A 22,755-nucleotide genomic window follows, 5' to 3' on the forward strand; every position below is an offset into this window, starting at 1 on the left:
CCTTCCCGCACCCTCCCCCCGCTTCCCCCGACTCCGCACATCCAGGGAGCCCTCCGTGAACAACGCAGGTCTGTCGCGGCGCCAGATCCTCGCCGCCGCCGGATTCATCGGTCTCGCCACCCTCACCGCCTGCGGCAGCGGCGACGAGTCGTCCGACGGCAAGGACCTCTCCAAGAAGCAGGACGGCGCCATGAAGCAGTACCGCGCCGGCGACCGGTTCAAGGCGACGAAGCCGCTGTCCTTCGAGGTGCTGCACAACAACAACCCGGTCTACCCGTTGAAGGACGACTGGCTGTTCTGGAAGGAGCTCACCGAGCGCACCGGCGTCACCCTCGAGCCGATCGCCGTCCCGCTCAGCGACTACGAGAAGAAGCGCAGCCTGCTCATCGGCGCCGGCGACGCCCCCTTCCTCATCCCGAAGACCTACCCGGGCGCCGAGACCCCGTTCGTGTCCTCCGGCTCCATCCTCCCCGTCAGCGAGTACCTCGACCTGATGCCCAACTTCCAGGCCAAGGTGAAGCAGTGGAGACTCCAGCCCGAACTGGACTCCCTGCGCCAGTCCGACGGAAAGTTCTACCTGCTGCCCGGCCTGCACGAGAAGGTCAAGTCCGGCTACTCGCTGGCCCTGCGCACCGACGTCCTCGACAAGCACGGCCTGAAGGCGCCCGGCACCTGGGACGAGGTGTACGAGGTCCTGAAGGCGCTCAGGGAGGAGTACCCGGACCGCTACCCGTTCTCCGACCGCTGGAGCACGAACACCACCTTCCCGGCCGGCGCCCTGTTCGGCTACCTCGGCCAGGCCTTCGGCGTCCGGGCCGGCTGGTCCTACCTCAACATCAGCTGGGACCCCGCACAGGAGAAGTTCGTCTTCACCGGCGCCTCCGACGGCTTCCGCCAGATGGTCGAGTACGTGCGCAAGCTGGTCGCCGACCAGCTCATGGACCCCGAGAGCTTCACCCAGACCGACGACGACGCGGTCAAGAAGCTGCTGGCGGAGAAGTCCTTCGTCATCAGCGCCAACCCGCAGGAACTCGTCCAGAACTACCGCTACAACCTGCAGAAGCAGGTCGAGGGCTCCAGGATCGAGATGATCCCGGTGCCGCTCGGCCCGGCCGGCCCCGTGGTGCTCGGCGGCAGCCGCCTGGAGAACGGCATGATGATCTCCAGCAAGGCACTGGAGAGCGACAGCTTCGTCGCCCTGATGCAGTTCGTGGACTGGCTCTGGTACTCCGACGAGGGCCAGCTGTTCACCAAGTGGGGCGTCGAGGGCGTCACCTACACCAGTTCCGGGCCCGGCGCGTACCGGCCCAAGGAGGGCGTCAGCCTGCTCGGCTCCGACCCGGACGCCCCGAAGGACATGCAGAAGGACTTCGGCTTCTACAACGGCGTCTTCTCCTACGGCGGCAGCTGGGAACTGGTCTCCTCCTCCTTCGGCCCCGACGAGAAGAAGTTCCAGGCCGCCATGGCGCAGCGCGAGCAGCTCCCCGTCGACCCGCCGCACCCGCTCGGGTCCGTCGAGCAGGAGCAGGCCTCCCTGTGGGACACGCCGCTGAAGGACCACGTCACGCAGAACCTCCTGCAGTTCGTCCTCGGCAAGCGTCCGATGTCCGAGTGGGACGACTACGTCGCCGAACTGAAGGCGAAGAACATGCAGCAGCTCGTCGACCTGCACAACAAGGCGTACGAGCGGTACGAGAAGGAGAACGCGTGATCCGCGTCCCCACCGAACCGGCCGGCCGGCTGTCCGACGCCTGGCGCCTGTGCGTCGGCACCGGCCGCGCCGAGCTGGCCCTGCGCCGCGACCACCAGGACTCCCTCGCCCTGCTCCAGCGCGAGATCGGCTTCCGGTACATCCGCGGCCACGGCCTGCTCAGCGACGGCATGGGAGTCCACCGGCCCTACACCTGGCAGGGCGCCCGGCACGTCCACCACAGCTTCACCTACGTCGACCAGGTCGTCGACGCCTACCTGGAGCGGGGCATCCGCCCGTTCCTGGAACTCGGCTTCATGCCGGAAGGCCTGGCGTCCGGGAGGCAGACGGTGTTCTGGTGGCGCGGCAACGTCACCCCGCCCCGCGAGACGAACGAGTGGACCGCCCTCGTCCGGGCCACGCTCACCCACCTCGTCGACCGCTACGGAGCCGACGAGGTCCGCACCTGGCCGATCGAGGTGTGGAACGAGCCCGACCTGCCCGGGTTCTGGGAGAACGCCGACGAGGCGGCCTACCACCGGCTGTACGAGGCCACCGCGCACGCCGTCAAGGAGGTCGACGCCGGCCTCCAGGTCGGCGGGCCCGCGGTCTCACCCGGCGCCGACGGCTGGCTGGAGCGGTTCGCGGAGTTCGCCGAACGGCGCGACGTGCCCGTCGACTTCGTGTCCCGGCACGCCTACACCTCCGGGCGCGCCCAGCACGTCCCGTTCGGCGTCCACCAGACCCTCGCCCCGGCGGGCGACCTGCTCGACCAGTTCGCCGCGCCCCACCGGGAGCTGAAGGGCACCCGGCTCGCCGGACTCCCCGTCCACATCACCGAGTTCAACTCCTCCTACCGCCCCGACAACCCCGTCCACGACACCGCCTTCCACGCCGCCTACCTCGCCCCCGTCGTCACGGCGGGCGGTGACCACGCCGACTCCTTCTCCTACTGGACGTTCAGCGACGTGTTCGAGGAGACCGGCGTGCCCACCGCGCCGTTCCACGGCGGCTTCGGCCTCCTCACCCACCGGCAGATCAAGAAGCCGACCTACCACCTGTACGCGTTCATGGCCCGCATGGGGCAGGAGCGACTGGCCCACGGCGGGGACCACCTGGTGACCAGGCACGCCGACGGCCGGGTCACCGTCCTCGCCTGGGCGCCCGTCGACCCGAGCGGCCTGACGCCCGGCCCCGAGCGGCACGCCCTGCGCCTGTCCGTCCCCGTCGGCACCCGGCCCGCGGGGGAGGTGTTCGTCCGCCGCTCGACCGTCGACGAGGAGCACGGCAACGCCTACGCCGCCTGGCGGCACATGGGCAGCCCGCGCTCCCCGGAGCCGGCGCAGCTGGACGTCCTGCGCGAGGCCGCCGAACCGTCCCGCGGCCACCGCCGGCTGCCCGTCGAGGACGGCCGCGTCGACCTGGCCCTGACGCTCGCCCGGCACGAGGTCACCCTCGTCGAGCTGACCCCGCTCGAGGACGAGACCCCGCCCTGGTGGGACGAGCGGCGGCTGCTCGGCCGGGAGACGCCGTGAGCGGCGCGGTCCGCGCGAACGGCTTCGGCGCGGGAGCCCTCTCCCGCGCCGCGGCCCTCGTCCACACCCTGGTCACCGTCGAGGCGCTGCTGCTCCTGGCCGCCTCGCCGGGCCTGGCCGGACTGTTCCTGCTCGCCGCCGACCCGTCCAACCTGCCCCTCGCGGCCCTGTGCCTCCTGCCGCTCGGCCCGGCCCTCGCCGCCGCCGTCTACGCCCTCCACCACCGCAGCCGCGACCTCACCGACCTGCACCCGGCCCGCGCCTATCTGCGCGGCTGGCGCCTGGGCGCCCTCCCCGCGCTGAAGCTGTGGACGCCGCTGCTGGCATGGCTCACCGTCATCGCGTTCACCCTCACCCACTTCTCCGCGACCGGCCTGCCCACGTGGTGGGCCGTCCTGCTCGGCGTGATCGGCACGGTCTTCCTGCTGTGGGGGGCGCACGCCCTCGTCCTCACGGCGCTGTTCACCTTCCGCGCCCGGGACACCGCCCGCCTCGCCGCCTACTTCCTGCTCCGGCACGGCCGCGCCACGCTCGGCGCGCTCTCCCTGCTCGTCCTCACGGCCGCCCTGACCGCCCTCATGACCGAGGCCCTGCCCGCCCTGCTGGCGGCGCCGCTGCTGCTGTCGCTCCTGCAGAGCAGCCGCCCGGTGATCACCGAGACCCAGGAGGAGTTCACCGCATGACCGCGCCCCGCCCCGGAGACGACGGCAGGCTCCCGCACACCGACGGGATCCCGTACGGCGGCGACTACAACCCCGAGCAGTGGCCCGAGGAGGTGTGGGACGAGGACCACCGGCTGTTCGCCCGGGCGGGCATCGACACCCTCACCGTCGGCGTCTTCTCCTGGTCCCTCATCCAGCCCGCGGAGGACACCTACGACTTCACCGTCCTCGACCGCGTCCTCGACCGCGCCGCCGCCGAGGGCCGCCGGGTCTGCCTCGCCACCGGCACCGCCGCACTCCCGCCCTGGCTGGCGAAGCGGCACCCCGAGGTCAACCGCACCGACTTCGAGGGCCGCCGGCACCGCTACGGCCAGCGCCACAACTTCTGCCCCAGTTCACCGGCGTACCGCCGGCCGGCCACCGCGCTGGCCGGCCGCCTCGCCGAACGCCACGCCGGCCACCCCGCCCTGCTCGCCTGGCACGTCAACAACGAGTACGGCGGCGCCTGTTACTGCGACCTGTGCGCCGAGGCCTTCCGCACCTGGCTGCGGGAGCGCCACGGCACCCTGGACGCCCTCAACGACGCCTGGTGGACCACCTTCTGGTCGCACCGCTACACCGACTGGGACCAGGTCGAGCCGCCCAGCGCCCTCACCGAGCACTGGCGCGGCCCCGACCACACCGCCTTCCAGGGCCTCACCCTGGACTACCACCGCTTCACCACCGACGCCCTGCTCGGCTGCTTCCTCGCCGAGAAGGAGGCGATCCGCGCCCACGACCCGGACACCCCCGTCACCACCAACTTCATGGGGATGTTCCGCCCCCTCGACTATCACCGCTGGGCGCCCCACCTCGACTTCGCGTCCTGGGACAGCTACCCGCCCCTCGACGCGCCCCCCACCGCCCCCGCCCTGGCCCACGACCTGACGCGCGGCCTGAAGGGCGGCGCCCCCTTCTGGCTGATGGAACAGACCCCGTCCACCACCGCCTGCCGCGACGTCAACCCGCTGCGCCGCCCCGGCGAGCTGCGCCTGGCCACCCTCCAGGCCGTCGCCCACGGCGCGGACGCCGCGCTGTACTTCCAGATGCGCGCCTCGCGCGGCGCCTGCGAGAAGTACCACGGCGCCGTCATCGGGCACGCGGGCCGCGCCGACACCCGCGTCTTCCGGGAGGTCGCCGAACTGGGGGAGGAGCTGAGGACGCTGGGCGGCGCGACGCTCGGCGCCCGCACCCCCGCCCGCACCGCCCTCCTCTTCGACTGGGACAGCTGGTGGGCGCTGGAGACGTCCGACGGCCCCTCCCGCCTCGTCCGCTACCAGGACACCGTCCACGCCTACTACCGCGCCGCCCGCGAGGCCGGGGCCGACGTGGACGTCGTCCCGGTCACCGCCGACCTCACGCCCTACGCCGTGGTCCTCGCCCCCGTCCTGCACATGGTCAAGGACGACCTGCCGGCCCGCCTGGAGGCGGTCGCCGCACGCGGCGGCACCGTGCTGGCGACCTTCCTCTCCGGCCGCGTCGACGAACACGGCCGCGCCTTCCCCACGGACGTCCCCGGACCGCTCGCCCCGCTGACGGGCATCAGGATCGACGAGTGGGACGCGCGCCGGGAAGAGGTCGTCAACCCGGTCCACCTGGGCGGCCTCACCGCTGACGCCCGCCTGGTCTTCGAGCTCGTGCAGCCGCGCGGCGCCGAACCGGTCGGCACCTACGGCGCCGACTTCTACGCCGGCACCCCGGCCGTCACCCGCCACCGCGTCGGCGAGGGCGAGGCCTGGTACGTCGCCACCGCCCTGGACCGGCCGGGCGTCGACCACGTGGTCCGCCGCGTCCTCGCCCGGCACGACCTCGTCGGCCCGTACGCCGGCCACCGCACCGTCGAGACCGCGACCCGCGTCGCCCCCGACGGCACCCGCCTGCTCTTCCTCCTCAACCACGCCTCCGAGCCGGTCCGCCTCACCGCGCACGCCACCGCCACCGACCTGCTCACCGGCGAGCACGTCGAACGGGACGGTCCCCTCACCCTCGGCCCGCTCGGCGTGACGGTCCTGCGCCTTCAGTAGATCGTGCGCCCCCGCCCGTCCGGCACCCCGGACTTGCGCAGGAAGTAGCTGTTGACCTGGTCGCGCCACTCGCGGGCGCTGCGCAGCTGCTCCTCGAACCGCTCGGCCACGCGCGCGTGCCGGGCCGGTTCCACCAGGTCGGCGAGGCCCGCCCACACCCGGCGGGCCTCCTCGACCTCCTCGACGCCCTCGAAGTGCGTGTCGTAGATGTGCTGGATCACGGTCCTCCCGCTGTGCAGCACATGGCCGTACGGCACGTGGTGGAAGAACAGCAGCAGCTCGTCGGGGCAGGTCTCCGGCGACTCGTACACCTCGGACCACGGCTTGGCGTACTGACCGGCGTACCCGGTGCCGGTCGCCGTGCTGCGGTCGACGCCGACGCCGTCCCGGTCGGCGAAGTGGTAGGTGCCCCAGGGGCTGTACTCGTAGCCGTCGACGCTCGGCCCGTAGTGGTGGCCCGGCTGCACCATGAAGCCGACACCGAGCGGGGCGGTGTACTTCTCGTACGTCGACCAGGAGCCGTCCAGCACCGCGTGCAGCCCGGCGACCAGCCGTTCCTCCGCTCCCGGGTGGGTCAGCGCGATCCACTCGCCGAGGACCGCCCGCGGGTCCGCCGCCGGGTCCCAGGCCAGGCGCCCGAAGGTGTAGAGGTTGGCCTGGGCGAGGGGGTGACCGGTCCAGAACGGGTCGTCGCCCGCGTTCGACACGGCCACGAGCCCGTCCGCCAGCCGTCCGGTGCTCACCTCGCCGTCCGGACGGAACCGCAGCGCCTCGCTCCACATCGGGCCCAGCCAGCACACGTGCCGCTGCTGCCCGGTGTACTCCTGCGTGACCTGCAGTTCCACCGCGAGCCGGGTGTCCGGCACGGCACCGATCAGCGGGGAGACCGGCTCGCGCACCTGGAAGTCCATCGGCCCGTGCTTGACCTGGAGCACCGCGTTCGCCGCGAACTCCCCGTCCAGCGGGGTGAAGTGGTCGTACGCGGCCCGTGCCCGGTCGGTCCTGCGGTCCCGCCAGTCCTGGTGGTGGTCGTAGACGAAGGCCCGCCAGTGCACCGTGCCGCCGTACGGCTCCAGCGCGGCGGCCAGCATGTTCGCGCCGTCGGCGTGCGAGCGGCCGTAGGCGAACGGGCCGGGCTGGCCCTCGGAGTCGGCCTTCACGACGTATCCGCCGAAGTCGCCGATCTCCTCGTACACCCGGCGGGTCGCCTCCGCCCACCAGCCGCGCACCGCCCCGTCCAGCGGGTCGGCGGTGGGCAGCGAACCCAGCACCATCGGCGCGGCGAAGGTGACCGACAGATGCGTGCGGACGCCGTACGGACGCAGCGCGTCGGCGATCGCGGCCACTTCGCCGATCCGGTCGGTGAGCAGGTGCGCCTCGGTCTCGTGCACGTTGACGTTGTTGACCGCGACGGCGTTGATCCCGCACGCGGCGAGCAGCCTGCCGTACGCCCGCACCCGGTCCAGGTCGCCGCGCGCCCTGCCGTCCGCCCAGAACAGCGAACCGCCCGCGTAGCCGCGTTCGACCTGGCCCATGACGGGGTGCACGGCCACGTTGTCCCAGTGGTCGAGCATGCGCGTCGCGAGCGCCGGACGGTGCGTCTCCCGGGCCCGCTCGCCGTGGAAGGCGTCCTCCCCGAGCCGTACGACGTGGAACAGGCCGTACAGCAGGCCGCGTGCGCCGGAGGCGGTGACGGTCGTGGTCCCGTCCCGGCGTTCGAGCGCGAACCCCTCGTCGCCGGGATCGTCACCGGTCAGTTCGAGGACCAGCTCGGGCTCCTCCGCGGCGCCGTCCCGTACCACCCGGCCGCCGAACCGCTCGCAGGCGTCGGCCAGTTCGCCGTACACCGTGTCCACCAGCGGCCCCGCGGCGGCGCGTACCAGCGAGCGCCGACCGCCGACCGCCCGGAACGCGGCGGGCGGCAGCCATGCCGCGTCGAAGTCCCCGGAGTCCGTCATCCCCGCTCTTCCCCTCGCCTCGGACGCGCCGCCCGGAGTGCCCCGGGAACCGCTCCCATTCTGGTGCACCGGGGACCGGAGAGGTACCCGGCGGCCCGGGGGATCCAGGGAAGAGGCGGGTCCGGACGGCGTCCGGACCCGCCGTGCGAGCAGGCGTCAGCTCAGCAGTTCCACCTCCGTCAGCGCCGCCTCACCGGTCAGCACCAGCCGGTAGTGGCCGTACGCCTCCGGCTCGTCCACCGAGAAGACCCGCGTCTGCCGGTCCCAGCGGAAGGACTCGTCCGTCCGCTCGTCCAGGTCCGTCCACGTCTCACCGTCGGCCGAGCCCTGCAGCACCCAGCCCGTGGGAGCCTCGGCGTGGTCACCGGACGTCAGCGTGTACTGCACGGCCTTCGTCTCCCCGGTGACGGGCAGCTCGACGGCGGACACCGTGGCGCCGGTCGCCGACGTGTCGTCGAACAGGGCGCCCTCGCCCTCGACCGCGTCCTTCCGGGGCGTGGGCACCTCGTCGTCCTGGGTGATCGACACCGGCGCGGCCTTCGCGCCGGTGCCCCACGAGGACGGGCGCGGGCCCATGTCGAACTCCAGGACCCCGCCCCTGGCGATCAGCGAGTGCGGCAGCGAGGTGGAGTCCCAGCGCTTGCCGTTGACCTTCAGCCCCTGCACGTACACGTTCTTCGCGCTGTTCTGCGGCGCCTTGACGACCAGCTCGCGGCCGTTCTCCAGGTGCACGGTCGCCTTCTCGAACAGCGGGGAGCCGATGGCGTACTCGCCGCTGCCCATCACCAGCGGGTAGAAGCCGAGCGCGGAGAACAGGTACCAGGCCGACTGCTCGCCGTTGTCCTCGTCGCCGTGGTAGCCCTGCCCGATCTCGCTGCCGGTGTACAGGCGGGACAGCACCTCGCGGACGTTCTTCTGCGTCTTCCAGGGCTGCCCGGCCGCGTCGTACATGTACAGGGCGTGGTGGGCGACCTGGTTGGAGTGCCCGTACATGCCCATCCGGACGTCCCGCGCCTCGGTCATCTCGTGGATGACGCCGCCGTAGGAGCCGACGAAGTCCGGTGAGGCCGTCTCGGGGGTGGAGAGGTACGCGTCGAGCTTGTCCGCGAGGCCGTCCCGGCCGCCGTAGAGGTTGGCGAGGCCCCGGCTGTCCTGCGGGGCGGTGAAGGCGTAGCCCCAGCCGTTGGTCTCGGTGTAGTCGTGGCCCCACACGCGGGGGTCGTACTTCGCGGAGTCCACGCGCCACTTGCCCGCGAGGTCCTTGCCCTGGAAGAACCCGGCCTCCGGGTCGAAGAGGTTGACGTACTCCCGGGCGCGGTCGAGGAAGTACGCGGACTCCTCCCGGTAGCGCTTCTCGCCGGTCCTCTCGTACAGCGCCTCGCCCATCTTCGCGATGCCGTAGTCGTTGAGGTAGCCCTCCAGCGCCCAGGACAGGCCCTCGTGCGTCTCGGTGCTCGTGTAGCCGAGGAACGGCGAGGTCGCCATGCCCTTGCGGCCCACGCCCGACGACGGGGGCACGACGGTGGCGTTCTTCACGGCCGCGTCGTACGCCGCCTCCGCGTCGAAGTCGACGCCCTTGACGTACGCGTCCGCGAACGCGACGTCCGAGGAGGTGCCGGTCATCAGGTCGGCGTAGCCGGGGGAGGACCAGCGGGAGGTCCAGCCGCCGTCCTTGTAGTGCTGCACGAACCCGTCGACCAGCTCACCGGCCTTGGAGGGGGTCAGGAAGGAGTACGCCGGCCAGGTGGTGCGGTAGGTGTCCCAGAAGCCGTTGTTGACGTACACCTTGCCGTCCACGATCTTCGCGCCGGTGTGCGTCGGGGTGTCCGGCTCCGGCATCCTCGAGAACGGCGAGGCGTACTTGTACTCCCCGTCGACCTTCTCGAAGCCCGAGTTCGGGTACAGGTACAGCCGGTACAGGCTGGAGTAGAGCGTGGTCAGCTGGTCCGGCGTGGCGCCCTCGACCTCGACCTTGCCGAGGATCCGGTCCCACTGGCGCTGGGCGCTCTTCTTGACCGCCTCGAAGGACCGGCCCCCGGGGATCTCCTGGCGCAGGTTGTCCTTCGCCTGGTCGACGCTGATCAGGGAGGTGGCCAGGCGCAGGGTGACCCGGCGGTCGTCGCCCGCGTCGAACCGCAGGTGGCCCCTGACCCCTTCCGCGGAGCCCTCCGTCACCGGCTTGTCGAACTCGCCGTAGACGAACAGCCGGGTCGCGCCCGTGGACAGCCCGGACTTGACGTCCGAGTAGCCGGTGACGATCCCGTTCTCCTCGTCGAGCGTCAGCCCGGCCTGGTCGGTGACGTTGTCGAAGAGCACGCTCGCGTCGTCGCCGGGGTAGGTGAAGCGCAGCATCGCCGCGTGGTCGGTGGGCGCCATCTCGGCCTTCAGGCCGTTCTCGAACCGCACCCCGTAGTAGTACGGCCGGGCGGTCTCGTTCTCGTGCCGGAAGGCCAGTTCGCGTGCCTCACGCCCGAGGTCGGGGGTGCCGGCGGCGACGGACGGCATCACCTGGAAGGTCTGCCGGTCGCCCATCCAGGGGCTCGGCTCGTGGCTCGCGCTGAACGCCTGGATCGTCGGCAGGTTGTCCGCGTTGTTGCCGCGCGCGTAGTCGTACAGCCAGCTCAGCGAGCCGGCGTTGGTGACCGGGGTCCAGAAGTTGAAGCCGTGCGGCACGGCGGTCGCGGGGAAGTTGTTGCCGCGGGAGAAGGCGCCGCTGGAGTTGGTGCCCCGGGTGGTCACGGCGTAGTCGGAGAGGTGCGCCCTGGGCCGCTCGGGCGCGACCTGCCGCAGCGCCACGTCGTCCAGCCAGCCCCGGAACTTCGCCGGGCCCTCGGGGGAGTCGTACGCCACCAGGATCCGGTCGACGGTCTTGCCGGCCGCCACCGAGCCGATCCGGGAGACCACGTTGTTCCACTGGTTGACGTAGAGGACCTTCGAAGCGCCCTGCCCCCGCGGGGTCAGCGGGAACCCGTGCTGGTCGGCGGCGCCCAGGTCGCTCAGGTGGGTGCCGTCGGTGAAGGCGAGGTCCACGGAGACGTTGGTGGCGTCGTAGTCGAGGTCGCCGTCGGCCATCGAGGGGAAGATCCGGTACGACAGCTGGGTGTTCCGGCCGACCGCCACGTCGACGTCGAATACCTTGTTGTACGAGTACGCCCGCCCGTCGGCGGTGTGCCGGCCGGCGTACCGCAGGGCGCGCTTCCCGGTGAAACCGGCGCCCGCCTTGGCCGTGGGCGATCCGCTGGGGCCGCGGTCGACCAGCGAGAGCATGTCCTGCGGGACGGGCCCGTCGTCGCCGCCGGTGGAGAACTGGACGTCGGCCAGCTGGATGATGCCGCCGCCGTGGTTCTTCGTGAACTCGATGCGGAAGTGCCGGTACGCGGCGACGGCCGACGCGTCGACGTCGTAGACCTTCGTCCGGAACCGTTCCGCGAAGGACTCGCCCGAGCGGGTGTCGAGGGTCTTCCAGTCCTCGCCGTCGGTGGAGCCCTTCAGGGTCCAGTCCTGCGGGTCGCGCTCGGCGTGGTCGTTGGCGGAGGTGAGCGCGTACCGGACCACCTCGACCGGTGCGTCCAGGTCGAACTCCGCCCAGCCGGTGGGCTCGAAGGCCAGCCACTTGGTGCCCGGTTCGCCGTCGACGAGGTTCTCCTTCACCTCCCCGCCGCCGGTGTTCTCCGCGCTCGCGCGGACGTCCGTGACGTGGTCGGTGACATTGCCCGGAATGCCGGTGCTGTACCCGCCGTCGACGCCCGAGGCGCGCTTGTCGCCGTCGGGTGTGGTGTCGACGGTGTTCAACCAGTCCGGAGCGGGGTCCCCGGACTCGAACGACGAGGCGAACTCCCGGTCCGCCTTCGGCGGCGCCTCGGGCAGCGCGACCGCGGCGCCCTGTGAGCCCGCGGTCAGAGCGAAGGCGGTCGCCGCGACGACCGCCGTCCCCCATCTGTGCCGAAGTCTGTGCCGAACTCCGTGTTGCATGCGCGAGCACCCTCCCTGCGCTGGACAACGTTGTCAATCTCAATGCGCAAGCACCAGTAGTGGGTCAAGTGACCGCTGCTGTCAAGGGTGTTGAATGTGCCATTCCGGCTCGCCGACGAGGTTTTATCCGTGCGGGAACGCGTCGGCCGCTCACATTTCCGCGAGGTCTCAACTCGGAAAAGACCCACGGTGAACCTTGTATTCGATCTTGCTCCGTCGCCGGGAAGTGGACTATACCTGTCGGCACTCCGGGGCATCTCCACCGCACCCGACCATGTACCACCCGCACTTTCTGCACGACCCAGCTTGACCCGAACGCGGTGCCGGGGAGGATCCGGTTCACCGCCTGAGTCCTGGAGAAGGCGAGGACTTGAGCATGGGATCCACGTCCGCCGAGAACACCGGCACCGGTGACCGCCCCACGGCCGGCGTCGGCCGCCGCGATCTGATCAAGCGGTCCGCCGCACTCGGCCTGATTTCCGTACCGACGATGAGCTTCCTGTCCGCGTGCGCCAGCGGAGGCGGGGACGACGACTCCGGGCAGAACAAGGGCGAGACGTCCGAGTCCAACCCGTTCGGGGTCAAGAAGGGCAGCAAACTCGACGTCGTCATCTTCAAGGGCGGCTACGGGGACGACTACGCCAAGGCGTGGGAGGCCGCCTTCAAGAAGAAGTGGGGCGTCACCTCCACCCACACCGGCACCCAGGAGATCACGGGCAAGCTCCAGCCCCGGTTCAACGCCGGGAACCCGCCGGACATCGTCGACGACGCCGGCGCCCAGCAGATCCCGATCGACGTGCTGTACAAGAACGGCCAGCTCCTCGACCTGGCCGAGGTGCTGGACGCCCCGTCGATCGACGACCCGAGCAAGAAGGTCCGCGACACCCTCGTCCCCGGCACGCTCGACGCGGGCATGCAGGAGGGCAAGGTCGTCGCCCTCAACTACATCTACACGGTGTGGGGTCTGTGGTACTCCGGCAAGCTCTTCGAGGAGAAGGGCTGGGAGGCGCCCAAGACCTGGGACGACTTCCTCGCCATCTGCAAGGACGCCAAGTCCCAGGGCATCGGCGGCCTCGCCCACCAGGGCAAGTACCCGTACTACATCAACGTCGCCATCATGGACCTGATCGCCAAGAAGGGCGGTCTGGACGCCATGAAGGCGATCGACAACCTCGACCCCAAGGCGTTCGTCGGCTCCGACGCCGCCAAGGAGGCCATCGAGGCCGTCTACGAGGTCGTCGAGAAGGGCTATCTGATGCCCGGTACGAACGGCCTGACCCACAACGAGTCGCAGACCCGCTGGAACCAGTACAAGGCCGCGTTCATCACCAGCGGCTCCTGGCTGGAGAACGAGCAGCTCAAGACGACGCCGGCGGACTTCGACATGAAGTTCCTGCCGATGCCGCTGCTGCCCGGCAGCGCACTGCCCTTCGAGGCGATCCGGGCCGGCTCCGGTGAGCCGTTCATCATCCCGTCCAAGGCCAAGAACCTGCCCGCGGCCAAGGAGTTCATGCGGGCGATGCTCTCCAAGGAGTGGTCGACCATCTTCGCCAAGGAGGCGAACTCGCTGACCATCCTCAAGGACGGCGTCGACCCGAACGTCCAGCTGCGGCCGGGCACCCAGTCCACCGTCGAGGCCTCCAAGGCGGCCGGCGACAACACCTTCCGCTACCTGTACACCGAGTGGTACAGCGAGATGGGCACCGCCATCGAGAACGCCTCCAACGAGCTGATGGCCAAGCGCATCCAGCCGAACGAGTGGCTGAAGCGGGCCCAGGCCGCGGTCGACAAGCAGGCCAAGGACCCCGACTCGAAGAAGAACCGCCGCGACTGATCTCGCTCGCTCGACCGACCGGAATCCGGGCCGGCGGAATTCTCCCCGGCCCGGAACGGGGACACCAGGGGCAGGAACGCCATGCGCAAAGGGCAGCACCGGTTCGTCGCGGGATTTCTCCTCTTCCCCGTGGCGCTCTACCTGATCTTCGTGATCTGGCCGTACATCCAGACGTTCGGTTATTCACTGACCGACTGGAAGGGGCAGTCGCAGACCTTCAGCTTCGTCGGCCTGGACAACTACGCCAAGTTGCTCGAGGACGACATCTTCATGGGAGCCATCTGGCACAACATCCTGTTCCTGGTGTTCATCCCGGTGATCACCATCCTGCTCGCCCTGTTCTTCGCCTTCATGGTGAACGCGGGCGGACGCGGACGTTCCGGAGGTGTCTCGGGAGTCGCCGGATCCAAGTACTACCGGGTCATCTATTTCTTCCCGCAGGTGCTGTCCCTGGCCATCATGGCGGTGCTCTTCGGAGCGGTGTACCGCAGCGACAACGGCGGCATGCTCAACGGCGTCCTGATCAAACTCGGGCTGGTCGACGAGAACAACCCCGTGGAATGGCTCAACGAGCCGAACTTCGTGCTGTGGGCGCTGATCGCGGTGGTCGTCTGGCACGGCGTCGGTTTCTACCTGGTGCTGTTCTCGGCCGCCATGCAGTCCATTCCCCGGGACATCTACGAGGCCGCGCTGATCGACGGCGCCGGCCGCGCCCAGTCCTTCTTCCGCATCACCCTGCCGCTGCTGTGGGACTCCGTGCAGACCGCGTGGGTCTACCTCGGCATCGCGGCGATGGACATGTTCATCCTGGTCTCCACCATGACCGCCGGCGACTACGGCGGTGGCCCCGACCACCACAGCGAGGTCATGTCCACCGTGATGATGCGCAACTTCCTCCTGTACGGCAGGAGCGGCTACGCCTGCGCCATGGGCGTGGTCATGCTGGTCCTCACCCTGATCGTGTCCGTGGTCATGCTGCGCGCCACCCGTCGCGAGCGCATCGAGTTCTGAGGCGGAGTAACGACGATGAGCGCACCCCTCAAGGAAACCGCCCCCACCGGGGGCCCCACCCCGCCCCCGCCGCCGGTGAGCAAGGCGTCCGCGCGCCCCGGTGACCGGCGCGGCGAAGGCGTCGTGCTGAACGTCTTCTCGCACGGCTTCCTCGCCCTGTGGGCGGTGCTGATCGTGCTGCCGCTGGTGTGGCTGGTGCTCAGCTCCTTCAAGACCGACGCCCAGATCGGCGGCTCGGCCTTCGGCTGGCCGCAGAACTGGGACATGGGCGTCTTCTCCCGCGCCTGGGAGAAGGGCATCGGCGACTACTTCCTCAACACGGTCGTCGTACTGGTCTTCTCCGTGCCGCTGACCATGCTGTTCGGGTCGATGGCGGCCTACGTGCTGGCCCGGTACGAGTTCTGGGGCAACCGGTTCCTGTACTACTTCTTCGTCGCCGGTGCGATGTTCCCCGTGTTCCTCGCCCTGGTGCCGCTGTTCTTCATGGTCAAACGGCTGGACATGCTGAACACCTACCAGGGCCTGGTCCTGGTGTACGTCGCCTACTCGATGCCGTTCACGGTGTTCTTCATGCACGCCTTCTTCCGGACGCTGCCCACGGCGGTCTTCGAGGCGGCGGTCCTCGACGGGGCCTCGCACACCCGGACGTTCTTCCAGGTGATGTTGCCGATGGCGAAGCCCGGCCTGCTCAGCGTCGGCATCTTCAACACGCTGGGCCAGTGGAACCAGTACATCCTGCCGACCGTGCTGATGCAGCCGCAGAGCGGTGACGACCCCGAACGCTACGTGTTGACCCAGGGGCTCATCCAGCTCCAGCAGCAACAGGGGTACGCCTCCGACCTGCCGGTGCTCTTCGCGGGTGTGACGATCGCCATGGTGCCCATGTTGGTCGTGTACCTGTCCTTCCAGCGCCAGGTCCAGGCCGGCCTCACCTCGGCCACCCTGAAATAACCCTGCGGAACCGCTCCCACACGCGCCGCTCCCGTTCCCGGGGGCGGCGTCCGCGTATGTGTCCGTGCACCCGGATGTACCCGGAAACGGTTCAACCTCTTGACGGGAGGCAACCCGAACAGCTCAGCTTAGAGTTCACTAGTTGGACATGAGCGGGGTCTCGCCGAAGCGGCCCCGCGCGCAGGAGGTCGTCGTGGAGACTCCGGGGTCGCAGTCGTCGCTGCATCGAGCCAACCTGGAGCGGGTCGTCCGAGCAGTACGCCTTGCGGGTTCCCTCACCCAGGCCGAGATCGCGAGGACGACGGGCCTGTCCGCGGCGACGGTCTCCAACATCGTCCGGGAACTGAAGGACGGCGGAACGGTCGAGGTCACGCCCACGTCGGCGGGCGGACGCCGGGCCCGCAGCGTCTCGCTGAGCGGGGACGCCGGCATCGTCATCGGCGTCGACTTCGGTCACACGCATTTGCGGGTCGCGGTCGGGAACCTCGCCCACCAGGTGCTGGCCGAGGAGTCCGAGCCACTGGATGTGGACGCCTCCTCGACCCAGGGCTTCGACCGGGCGGAGCAGCTGGTCAACCGGCTGATCGAGGCCACGGGGGTGGACCGCGCCAAGGTCGCCGGGATCGGTCTCGGCGTGCCCGGACCGATCGACGTGGAGTCCGGGAGCCTCGGCTCGACCGCGATCCTGCCGGGCTGGACCGGCACCAAGCCCGCCGAGGAGCTGCGGGGGCGGCTCGGCGTGCCGGTGCACGTGGACAACGACGCCAACCTCGGCGCGCTCGGCGAGATGGTCTGGGGCAGCGGCCGGGGCGTGCGCGACCTGGCGTACATCAAGGTCGCCAGCGGTGTCGGCGCGGGCCTGGTGATCAGCGGGAAGATCTATCGGGGTCCCGGCGGCACCGCAGGAGAAATCGGGCATATTACACTCGATGAATCCGGCCCGGTCTGTCGCTGCGGCAACCGCGGCTGCCTGGAGACCTTCGCGTCCGCGCGCTACGTGCTGCCGCTGCTCCAGCCCGGTCACGGCACCGACTTGACGATGGAGGGCGTCGTGCGGCTGGCGCGGGACGGTGATCCGGGCTGCCGTCGGGTGATCGCCGACGTCGGCCGCCACATCGGCATGGGAGTCGCCAACCTGTGCAACCTGCTGAACCCGAGCCGCGTGGTCCTGGGCGGTGATCTCGCCGAGGCCGGCGAGCTGGTGCTCGGGCCGATCAGGGAGTCCGTCGGCCGCTACGCGATCCCCAGTGCGGCGCGCCAACTGTCCGTTCTCCCCGGGGCGCTCGGGGGCCGTGCGGAGGTGCTCGGAGCGCTCGCCCTCGCCCTCAGCGAGATGGGCGATTCGACCCTTTTGGACGGCACCGCGACCGGCTCGCTCGCGACGGCGACCCCTGCCTTCACTTAGAGAACGGATGGCACCGTTGCCATCTCGTTAAGGATTTACTTCTTGACGTCGCACGTGTGGCCGAGTTGACTTCCAGCCACCTCGGCCGCAACGACGCGGCCTCGTCAGGGAGGTTCAGTAGAAGTGAACATGCGTATGCGTCGTGCCGCCGTCGCCGTCGCCGCGGGTGCGATGGCCGTCTCGCTCGCCGCCTGTGGCAGCGCCAAGGAGTCGGGCGACAAGAAGGACTCCGGCGACTCCGCCGCCAAGGGCGACAACATCAAGGTCGGTCTGCTCCTGCCGGAGAACCAGACCGCGCGGTACGAGAAGTTCGACAAGCCCTTGATCGAGAAGAAGGTCAAGGAGCTCACGAACAACAAGGGCGAGGTCGTCTACGCCAACGCCAAGCAGGACGCCAGCCTGCAGAACCAGCAGGTCGACACGATGGTGACCAACAAGGTCGACGTGCTCATCGTGGACGCGGTGGACTCCAAGGCCATCGCCGGCTCGGTCAAGAAGGCCAAGGACGCCGGCATCCCGGTCGTCGCCTACGACCGCCTGGCCGAGGGCCCGATCGACGCCTACACCTCGTTCGACAACGTGACCGTCGGCAAGACCCAGGGCGAGGCCCTGCTGGAGGCGCTGGGCGACAAGGCCAAGGACGGCCAGATCGTCATGATGAACGGGTCCGCCACCGACCCGAACGCCGCCCAGTTCAAGGAGGGCGCGCACTCCGTCCTCGACGGCAAGGTGAAGGTCGGCCGCGAGTACGACACCAAGGAGTGGAAGCCGGAGAACGCCAACGCCAACATGGAGGGCGCCATCTCCGCCCTCGGCAAGGACAAGATCGTCGGCGTCTACTCCGCCAACGACGGCATGGCGGGCGGCATCATCACCGCCCTGAAGGCCGCCGGCATCGACGACATCCCGGTCACCGGCCAGGACGCCGAACTCGCGGGTGTGCAGCGCATCGTCACCGGTGAGCAGTACATGAGCGTCTACAAGCCGTACCCGCAGGAGGCCGACGTCGCCGCGGAGATGGCCGTCGCGCTCGCCCAGGGCAAGTCGCTGGACTCCATCGCCAAGGACAAGGTCGACAGCCCCACCGACAAGGGCATCCCCTCGGTCCTGGTCCCGGTCGTGTCGCTGACCAAGGACAACATCAAGGACACCGTGATCAAGGACGGCATCTACACCGTCCAGGAGATCTGCACGGACAAGTACAAGGCCGCCTGCGACAAGATCGGCCTCAAGTAAGCAGTCCCCGAGTCCCGTGACACGTACGGGAGTCCGTGACCTGGGCTCCCCCACGGGACCGACTGCCACGCGCTCCGCCGGCGCCCCGCACACACCAGCCCCGCAAGCTACGCGGGGCGCCGGACGGAACACCCCCCCAATTCTCTGCACTACCTTCCGCCGGGTCAGGCGGCGAAGGAGATGGTTCACGTGTCCGCTACGCCCGTGCTGGCGTTGCGCGGGGTCTCCAAGCGGTTCGGTGCCGTCCAGGCGCTCACCGACGTTGAGCTTGAGGTCCACGCCGGTGAAGTGGTCGCCCTGGTGGGCGACAACGGCGCCGGAAAGTCCACGCTGGTCAAGACGATCGCCGGCGTGCATCCCATCGATGAGGGCGTCATCGAGTGGGAGGGCAAGGCCGTCCAGATCGGCAAGCCGCACGACGCCCAGAACCTGGGCATCGCGACGGTCTACCAGGACCTCGCGCTGTGCGACAACATCGACGTCGTCGGCAACCTCTACCTGGGCCGGGAGCTGCGCAAGCGCGGTGTCCTGGACGAGGTGGAGATGGAGCGCCGCTCCCGCGAGCTCCTCGACACCCTGTCGATCCGCATCCCCAGCGTCCGGATCCCGATCGCCTCGCTCTCCGGCGGCCAGCGCCAGGTCGTGGCCATCGCCCGGTCCATGCTCGGCGAGCCCAAGCTGGTGATCCTCGACGAGCCCACCGCCGCCCTCGGCGTCGAGCAGACCGCGCAGGTCCTCGACCTGGTCGAGCGGCTGCGCGAGCGCGGCCACGCGGTCATCCTCATCAGCCACAACATGGCCGACGTGAAGGCCGTGGCGGACAAGGTCGCCGTACTGCGCCTCGGGCGCAACAACGGCGTGTTCGAGGTCAAGTCGACCTCGCAGGAAGAGATCATCTCCGCCATCACGGGCGCCACGGACAACGCCGTGACCCGTCGTGCGGCGCGCACCAATGGGGAGATCAAGAAGTGAGCACCGAGAAGACCACGACGCCCGCCGAGGAGCACGTCGTGGAGAACCCCGAGGCGGCCGCCGCAGCGGTCCCGGTCGTCGACCCCCGGCTGCTGGTGCGCGAGCAGGGATTCGCGGGCTACCTCAACGAGTTCAAGCGGAAGCTGAAGTCCGGCGACCTCGGGTCCATCCCCGTCGTCATCGGCCTGCTGGTCATCTGGGCCATCTTCACCGGCCTGAACTCCAACTTCCTCACCGCCGGCAACTTCTCCGACATGTCCGTCGCCATGGTCGGCACGGGCATGATCGCCGTCGGCATCGTCTTCGTCCTGCTGCTCGGCGAGATCGACCTGTCGGTCGGCTCGGTCAGCGGTGTCGCGGGCGCCACCTTCGCGGTGCTGAGCGTCACCAACGGCATGAACGAGTGGCTCGCCTTCGTGCTGGCCATCCTCACCGGCACGGTGGCCGGCGCGATCCACGGCTTCTTCTTCGCCAAGGTCGGCGTCCCGGCGTTCGCCGTCACCCTGGCCGGCCTGCTGTTCTGGAACGGCTTCATGCTCCAGATCCTGGGCGACAACGGCACCATCAACCTCGACTCCGAGGGCGTGGTCGCCAAGCTGACCAGCTACTACTTCTCCGACGTGGCCGCCGCCTACGGCCTGGCGATCGTCGTGACGGCGGCGTACTTCCTCACCGCCTTCTTCGACAACCGCCGCCGCGAGGCCGCCGGTGTGCCGTCCCGGCCGCTGAACGAGATCATCGTGCGGACCGTGCTGCTCGCCGTCCTCGCGTTCGTCGTCGCGTTCGTCTTCAACCAGTACAAGGGCCTGCCGCTGGCCGTGGTGATCTTCCTCGCGGTCCTGCTGGTCACGGACTTCGTGCTGCGCCGCACCGCCTACGGCCGCAAGGTCTTCGCCCTGGGCGGCAGCGTCGAGGCGTCCCGCCGTGCCGGTATCAACGTGGCCATGGTCCGGGTCTCGGTCTTCGCGATCGCCGGTACCTTCGCCGCGCTGGGCGGTCTGTTCATCGCCTCGAAGATCGCCTCCGCCAACCAGGGCGCCGGCGGCGGCGACCTGCTGATGAACGCCATCGCCGCCGCGGTGATCGGCGGCACGTCCCTCTTCGGCGGCCGCGGCCGCACGTGGAACGCGCTGCTCGGTGTGATGGTGATCGTCTCGATCCAGTACGGCCTCGCCCTGGAGGGCATCGCCTCCCCGGTGCAGTACATGATCACCGGTGGCGTGCTGCTGGCGACGGTCGTCATCGACGCGGTCACCCGCAAGACGCAGAAGACGGCCGGCCGCGCCTAGCGGCACCGTCCCCCGCGGTCCTGTGCCCGGCGCCCACGGCGGCGCCGGGCACAGGCGTGTCGTGGAACGGGCCGATGGCGGGTACTGCCGAACGCGTGACGTACGACGCACCGCCCGGGCACCGCCCGCAGGAGCGGAACATTAGACTCGACGAGCCCGGCAACAGCTCGATCAGCTCTACTGCAAGGAGGCACGGGTGCCGCTGCTGACCCGCATCAGGGGACCGCGCGATCTGGACCGGCTCACCCTGGAGGAGCTCGACCAGCTGGCCGGGGAGATCCGGACCTTCCTCGTCGACGCGGTCTCCAAGACCGGCGGCCACCTCGGCCCCAACCTCGGTGTGGTGGAGCTCACCATCGCCCTGCACCGGGTCTTCGAGTCCCCCAAGGACAAGGTCCTGTGGGACACCGGCCACCAGTCCTACGTGCACAAGCTGCTGACCGGCCGGCAGGACTTCTCCAAGCTGAAGATGAAGGGCGGCCTGTCCGGCTACCCCTCGCAGGCCGAGTCCGAGCACGACGTCATCGAGAACAGCCACGCCTCCACCGTCCTCGGCTGGGCCGACGGCATCGCCAAGGCCAACCAGCTCATGAAGCGGGACGACAGCCACGTCGTCGCGGTCATCGGCGACGGCGCGCTCACCGGCGGCATGGCCTGGGAGGCGCTGAACAACATCGCCGACGCCAAGGACCGCCCGCTCGTCATCGTCGTCAACGACAACGAGCGCTCCTACGCGCCCACCATCGGCGGCCTCGCCAACCACCTGGCGACCCTGCGCACCACCGACGGCTACGAACGCTTCCTGGCCCGCACCAGGGACCTCCTGGAGCGCACCCCGGTCGTCGGCCGCCCCCTCTACGACACCCTGCACGGCGCCAAGAAGGGCCTGAAGGACTTCATCGCCCCCCAGGGCATGTTCGAGGACCTGGGCCTGAAGTACGTCGGCCCCATCGACGGCCACGACATCGAGGCACTGGAGTCCGCCCTGGCCCGCGCCAAGCGCTTCGGCGGCCCGGTGATCGTGCACTGCCTCACCGAGAAGGGCCGCGGCTACCAGCCGGCCCTCCAGGACGAGGCCGACCGCTTCCACGCCGTCGGCAAGATCCACCCCGACACGGGCCTGCCGATCGCCACCTCCGGCGCCGACTGGACGAGCGTCTTCGGCGACGAGATGGTCAAGCTCGGCGAGGAGCGCGAGGACATCGTCGCCATCACCGCCGCCATGCTGCAGCCGGTCGGCCTCGACAGGTTCGCCAAGCGCTTCCCCGAGCGGGTCTACGACGTCGGCATCGCCGAGCAGCACGGCGCCGTCTCCGCGGCCGGCCTGGCCCACGCCGGCGTCCACCCCGTCTTCGCGGTGTACGCCACCTTCCTCAACCGCGCCTTCGACCAGGTCCTGATGGACGTGGCCCTGCACAAGTGCGGCGTGACGTTCGTCCTCGACCGGGCCGGCGTCACCGGCACCGACGGCGCCTCCCACAACGGCATGTGGGACATGTCCATCCTCCAGGTGGTGCCCGGACTGCGGCTGGCGGCCCCGCGCGACGCCGACCAGGTCCGCGCCCAGCTGCGCGAGGCCGTCGCGGTCGAGGACGCCCCGACCGTGGTGCGCTTCTCCAAGGGCGCCGTCGGCCCCGCCGTGCCCGCCGTGGGCCGCGTCGGCGGCATGGACGTGCTGCGCGAGCCCGGCACCGACACCCCCGACGTGCTGCTGGTCTCCGTGGGCGCCCTCGCCCCGATGTGCCTGGAGGTCGCCGCCCTCCTCGACCGGCAGGGCATCTCCACCACCGTCGTCGACCCGCGCTGGGTCAAGCCCGTCGACGAGGCGATGGCGCCGCTCGCCGCGAAGCACCGCGTCGTCGTCACCGTCGAGGACAACTCCCGCGTCGGCGGGGTCGGCTCCGCGATCGCCCAGGCGCTGCGCGACGCCGGCGTGGACGTGCCGCTGCGCGACTTCGGCATCCCGCCGCGCTTCCTCGACCACGCCTCCCGTGCCGAGGTCCTGGCCGAGATCGGGCTCACCGCCCCCGACATCGCCCGCCAGGTCACCGGCCTGGTGGCCAAGCTCGACGGACTCCCCCCCTCCCGGCTCCGCTCGAGCGGGAGGACCCCCACCGAGCGCTCCGCCGCCGACGCGGTCGACTCGGTGCAGCCGGCCCGCGACTGATCCGTCACCA

14 protein-coding genes are annotated in these 22,755 nt (G+C 70.1%); 12 read left to right on the plus strand and 2 right to left on the minus strand.

Features of this window, described 5'->3' with window-relative positions; all coding sequences use genetic code 11:
• The first annotated feature begins 55 nt into the window (after positions 1 to 55).
• From FHS37_RS13265 to FHS37_RS13280, 4 genes are read left to right on the plus strand one after another with little or no spacing between them, the layout of a single operon-like run.
• Positions 56 to 1,711: an ABC transporter substrate-binding protein gene (locus FHS37_RS13265; RefSeq protein WP_184820565.1), complete on the plus strand. Its 1,656-nt coding sequence runs from the start codon at positions 56 to 58 to the stop codon at positions 1,709 to 1,711.
• The gene (locus FHS37_RS13270) at positions 1,708 to 3,225 is read left to right on the plus strand and encodes a GH39 family glycosyl hydrolase (protein WP_184820567.1); all 1,518 of its coding nucleotides are present in this window, start codon (positions 1,708 to 1,710) and stop codon (positions 3,223 to 3,225) included. The genes FHS37_RS13265 and FHS37_RS13270 overlap by 4 nt, the downstream gene beginning before the upstream one ends.
• Positions 3,222 to 3,908 carry a hypothetical protein gene (locus FHS37_RS13275; RefSeq protein WP_184820569.1) on the plus strand — a complete coding sequence of 229 codons (687 nt, stop codon included), beginning with the start codon at positions 3,222 to 3,224 and terminating at the stop codon, positions 3,906 to 3,908. The genes FHS37_RS13270 and FHS37_RS13275 overlap by 4 nt, the downstream gene beginning before the upstream one ends.
• Positions 3,905 to 5,950 (plus strand): beta-galactosidase, encoded by a 2,046-nt coding sequence (locus tag FHS37_RS13280; protein ID WP_184820571.1) that lies wholly within the window; start codon positions 3,905 to 3,907, stop codon positions 5,948 to 5,950. Before FHS37_RS13275 ends, FHS37_RS13280 begins: the two co-directional genes overlap by 4 nt.
• On the opposite strand, the gene FHS37_RS13285 is transcribed toward FHS37_RS13280, so the two are convergent.
• Both FHS37_RS13285 and FHS37_RS13290 read right to left on the minus strand, forming a co-directional pair.
• Complete coding sequence (locus tag FHS37_RS13285) at positions 5,944 to 7,908, minus strand: alpha-glucuronidase (protein ID WP_184820573.1); 1,965 nt, start codon at positions 7,906 to 7,908, stop codon at positions 5,944 to 5,946. The two genes, FHS37_RS13280 and FHS37_RS13285, sit on opposite strands and share 7 nt — an antisense overlap.
• 156 nt (positions 7,909 to 8,064) lie before the next feature.
• Positions 8,065 to 11,880: a GH92 family glycosyl hydrolase gene (locus FHS37_RS13290; protein ID WP_184820575.1), complete on the minus strand. Its 3,816-nt coding sequence runs from the start codon at positions 11,878 to 11,880 to the stop codon at positions 8,065 to 8,067.
• A 376-nt stretch (positions 11,881 to 12,256) separates the two neighbouring features.
• Here FHS37_RS13290 and ngcE point away from each other — a divergent pair, with 376 nt between their 5' ends.
• The 8 genes from ngcE (at position 12,257) to dxs (ending at position 22,745) form a co-directional block, all read left to right on the plus strand.
• A complete protein-coding gene (gene ngcE / locus FHS37_RS13295) occupies positions 12,257 to 13,714 on the plus strand; it encodes an N-acetylglucosamine/diacetylchitobiose ABC transporter substrate-binding protein (RefSeq protein WP_184820577.1) in 1,458 nt (485 codons plus the stop codon).
• A gap of 81 nt (positions 13,715 to 13,795) precedes the next feature.
• On the plus strand, positions 13,796 to 14,725 hold the full coding sequence (locus FHS37_RS13300) for a carbohydrate ABC transporter permease (RefSeq protein WP_184820579.1): 930 nt from the start codon (positions 13,796 to 13,798) through the stop codon (positions 14,723 to 14,725).
• A 15-nt stretch (positions 14,726 to 14,740) separates the two neighbouring features.
• The gene (locus tag FHS37_RS13305; protein WP_184820581.1) at positions 14,741 to 15,676 is read left to right on the plus strand and encodes a carbohydrate ABC transporter permease; all 936 of its coding nucleotides are present in this window, start codon (positions 14,741 to 14,743) and stop codon (positions 15,674 to 15,676) included.
• Positions 15,677 to 15,869: 193 nt separating this feature from the next.
• On the plus strand, positions 15,870 to 17,081 hold the full coding sequence (locus FHS37_RS13310) for an ROK family transcriptional regulator (RefSeq protein WP_184821129.1): 1,212 nt from the start codon (positions 15,870 to 15,872) through the stop codon (positions 17,079 to 17,081).
• Positions 17,082 to 17,216: 135 nt separating this feature from the next.
• Entirely contained in the window at positions 17,217 to 18,317 is a 1,101-nt protein-coding gene (locus FHS37_RS13315; RefSeq protein WP_184821131.1) for an ABC transporter substrate-binding protein, read from the plus strand.
• A gap of 180 nt (positions 18,318 to 18,497) precedes the next feature.
• Positions 18,498 to 19,289, plus strand: a complete 792-nt coding sequence (locus tag FHS37_RS13320) for an ATP-binding cassette domain-containing protein (protein ID WP_039830834.1) — start codon at positions 18,498 to 18,500, stop codon at positions 19,287 to 19,289.
• Positions 19,286 to 20,578, plus strand: a complete 1,293-nt coding sequence (locus tag FHS37_RS13325; RefSeq protein ID WP_184820583.1) for a sugar ABC transporter permease — start codon at positions 19,286 to 19,288, stop codon at positions 20,576 to 20,578. Before FHS37_RS13320 ends, FHS37_RS13325 begins: the two co-directional genes overlap by 4 nt.
• Before the next feature lie 196 nt (positions 20,579 to 20,774).
• Complete coding sequence (gene dxs, locus FHS37_RS13330) at positions 20,775 to 22,745, plus strand: 1-deoxy-D-xylulose-5-phosphate synthase (RefSeq protein WP_184820585.1); 1,971 nt, start codon at positions 20,775 to 20,777, stop codon at positions 22,743 to 22,745.
• The last annotated feature ends 10 nt before the right edge of the window (positions 22,746 to 22,755 follow it).

It is taken from the genome of Streptomyces griseomycini (genome assembly GCF_014203535.1).
Taxonomy (GTDB): Bacteria; Actinomycetota; Actinomycetes; order Streptomycetales; family Streptomycetaceae; genus Streptomyces; species Streptomyces griseomycini.

Coding starts and splice junctions, on each gene's coding strand:
- FHS37_RS13305 (WP_184820581.1), top strand. CDS start 14,741: ATGAGCGCACCCCTCAAGGAAACCGCCCCCACCGGGGGCCCCACCCCG.
- FHS37_RS13315 (WP_184821131.1), top strand. CDS start 17,217: ATGCGTCGTGCCGCCGTCGCCGTCGCCGCGGGTGCGATGGCCGTCTCG.
- FHS37_RS13300 (WP_184820579.1), top strand. CDS start 13,796: ATGCGCAAAGGGCAGCACCGGTTCGTCGCGGGATTTCTCCTCTTCCCC.
- FHS37_RS13280 (WP_184820571.1), top strand. CDS start 3,905: ATGACCGCGCCCCGCCCCGGAGACGACGGCAGGCTCCCGCACACCGAC.
- FHS37_RS13320 (WP_039830834.1), top strand. CDS start 18,498: ATGGTTCACGTGTCCGCTACGCCCGTGCTGGCGTTGCGCGGGGTCTCC.
- FHS37_RS13285 (WP_184820573.1), bottom strand. CDS start 7,908: ATGACGGACTCCGGGGACTTCGACGCGGCATGGCTGCCGCCCGCCGCG.
- ngcE (WP_184820577.1), top strand. CDS start 12,257: ATGGGATCCACGTCCGCCGAGAACACCGGCACCGGTGACCGCCCCACG.
- FHS37_RS13290 (WP_184820575.1), bottom strand. CDS start 11,880: ATGCAACACGGAGTTCGGCACAGACTTCGGCACAGATGGGGGACGGCG.